1 protein-coding gene is annotated in these 2,638 nt (G+C 67.1%); it reads left to right on the forward strand.

The features are described 5' to 3' along the window. Nucleotides 1-318 precede the first annotated feature (318 nt). Nucleotides 319-2,583, forward strand: coding sequence for a transglycosylase domain-containing protein (locus ACQKIP_RS44750; RefSeq protein ID WP_365861722.1), 2,265 nt, complete (start codon nucleotides 319-321; stop codon nucleotides 2,581-2,583). The last annotated feature ends 55 nt before the right edge of the window (nucleotides 2,584-2,638 follow it).

A 2,638-nucleotide genomic window follows, 5' to 3' on the forward strand; every position in this document is an offset into this window, starting at 1 on the left:
ACTCTACACCGTGTGTATACGTGCCATGTATACGTCTGGTGCAGAGCCGCTGACGCGGGAGGCGCCGCTTGAGCGCGCCTTGATACGCGGCTCACAGGTTCGGGATGCGGGCAACCTTCTCGGCCCCGGGATCGTCGGTCTACTGGGGGGCGGTCAACTGTGGGCAATCACCGGTTCCTGTGGGGCAGGTGCTGATTGTCACGTCCGGAAAAGACCGGATCGGCAGTCCTTTGTCCCCAGGTGCGGTGTTAGCTTCTTGAGCTGACTTGCCACGGCATACGGAAAAGTGAACGAGACGGAAGCGGAGCACTCACACTCATGGGCCGAGCGGAAGAGCGACAAGCGCGGCAGCGCGGCGCGCGCCGGGCATCGCGCGGGCGCCCCGCCGGCGGCGGCAAACCCAAGCGCACGGGCATACGCCGCTTCTTCACGCTGAAGAAGATCCTGGGCACGTTCTTCGGGCTCTGCCTGCTCGGCATGCTCGGCTTCGTCGTCCTCTACATGATGGTCGACGTGCCCGAGGGCAACGCGGCGGCCAAGCTCCAGAGCAACGTCTACAAGTACAAGAACGGCAAGGTCATCGCCAGGACCGGCGAGCTGAACCGCGAGGTCGTCGACCTGGAGAAGGTGCCGAAGAAGGTGCAGCGCACCTTCGTGGCCGCCGAGAACAAGTCCTTCTACAAGGACAAGGGCGTCGACTTCAAGGGCACCGCCCGCGGCCTGATCAACACCGTCACCGGCAAGGGCAAGCAGGGTGGCTCGACGATCACCCAGCAGTACGTCAAGAACTACTACCTGACGCAGGACCAGACGGTGACCCGCAAGTTCCGGGAGCTGGTCATCTCGCTGAAGGTGGACCAGAACAAGAGCAAGGACTACATCCTCGCCGGGTACATCAACACCAGCTACTACGGCCGCGGCGCCTACGGAATCCAGGCCGCCGCCCAGGCGTACTACGGCGAGGACGCCGAGAAGCTGAGCGTCTCGCAGGGCGCCTACCTCGCCGCGCTGCTCCAGGCCCCGAGCCAGTACGACTGGACCTCTGCCACGCCCGCCAGCAAGAAGCTGGTCAAGGCCCGCTGGAACTACGTGCTCGACAACATGGTCGAGGAGAACTGGCTGTCCGCGAGCGAGCGCGACCGCCAGAAGTTCGACGTGCCGGACGATCCCAAGGCGGCCCCGGGACTCGAGGGCCAGACCGGTTATCTCGTCACGCGCGCCAAGGCCGAGGTCATGAAGGCCGGGCACCTCAGCGAGGAGCAGTTCGACGCGGGCGGCTATTCGATCACGCTCAACATCGACGAGAAGAAGCAGAAGCAGCTCGAGAAGGCCGTCGACAAGAAGCTGAACGACGAGCTCGACCCGAAGAAGCGCAAGGCCGACGCCCGGGTACAGGCGGGCGCCGCGTCCGTCGACCCCAGGACCGGCAAGGTCCTGGCGATGTACGGCGGCCGGGACTACGTGAAGCACTACACGAACAACGCCACCCGGCGCGACTACCAGCCCGCCTCCACCTTCAAGCCGCTGATCCTGGCCGCCGCCCTGGAGAACGGCAGCGCGACGCAGTCCGGCCAGCCGATCACGGCGAACACCGTCTACGACGGCACCAGCGAGCGCCCGGTCAAGGGCAGCGATGTCGCCTTCGCGCCGCCGAACGAGGACGACAAGAGCTATGGCCAGGTCACCGTCCAGAAGGCGATGAACAAGTCCATCAACTCCGTCTTCGCGCAGATGGGCGTGGACGTCGGCATGGACGACGTACTGGAGACCGCGGGCAAGCTCGGCATGGACGTCGAGGATCTGCCCGCCGTGCCCGCCCAGACGCTGGGCACCATGGGCGCGAGCCCGCTGGAGATGGCGGGCGTCTACGCCACGCTCGACAACCACGGCAAGAAGGTCACCCCCGCGCTCGTGGCGTCCGTCGAGCACAAGGACCGCACGATCGAGCTGCCGGACCCGATCGGCGAGCGGGTCGTCGAGCGCGGCACCGCGGACTCGCTCACCTCGGTCCTGACCGGCGTGGTCGACGACGGTACGGGCAGCGCGGTGCGCAGCCCGGTGCAGGACGTGGCGGGCAAGACCGGTACGTCCGACGACAACAAGTCGGCCTGGTTCACCGGCTACACACCGAAGCTGGTCACCTCGGTCGGCCTCTTCGGCGAGGGCGCCACGGGCTCGGACGAACAGGGCAAGCAGGTCTCCATGAAGGGCGCCGGCGGACTGCCGCGTGTCGACGGCGGCAGCTTCCCCGCGCAGATCTGGGCGGCGTACACCTTCAAGGCGATGGGCTCGCCCAGCGAGTTCGACCTGGACACCTCCATGGGCGCGGCCATCGCACCCCCCGCGGAGCCGACGACGCAGAAGCCCACGGAGCCGACGGAAGAGCCCTCGGAGACCAAGGACCCGACGACGAAGCCGCCGTCGGAGGACCCGACGACGCAGGAGCCGACGGACGATCCGACGACGCAGGAGCCGACGGACGACCCGACGACACAACAGCCGACGGACGATCCGGAGGAGCCGGACCCGTCCGACTCCATCGAGATCCCGGAGAACCCGAACGGGCGGCCCAACAAGGACTGAGGGTCACCGGGCACGGCGAAGGCGCCGGAAGCACACGCTTCCGGCGCCTTCGCCG

Source organism: Streptomyces sp. NPDC059900, from assembly GCF_050270335.1.
Classification (GTDB): Bacteria; Actinomycetota; Actinomycetes; order Streptomycetales; family Streptomycetaceae; genus Streptomyces.

What these genes read in the sequence shown, in the direction of transcription:
- ACQKIP_RS44750 (WP_365861722.1), top strand. Translation starts at nt 319, where the DNA reads ATGGGCCGAGCGGAAGAGCGACAAGCGCGGCAGCGCGGCGCGCGCCGG.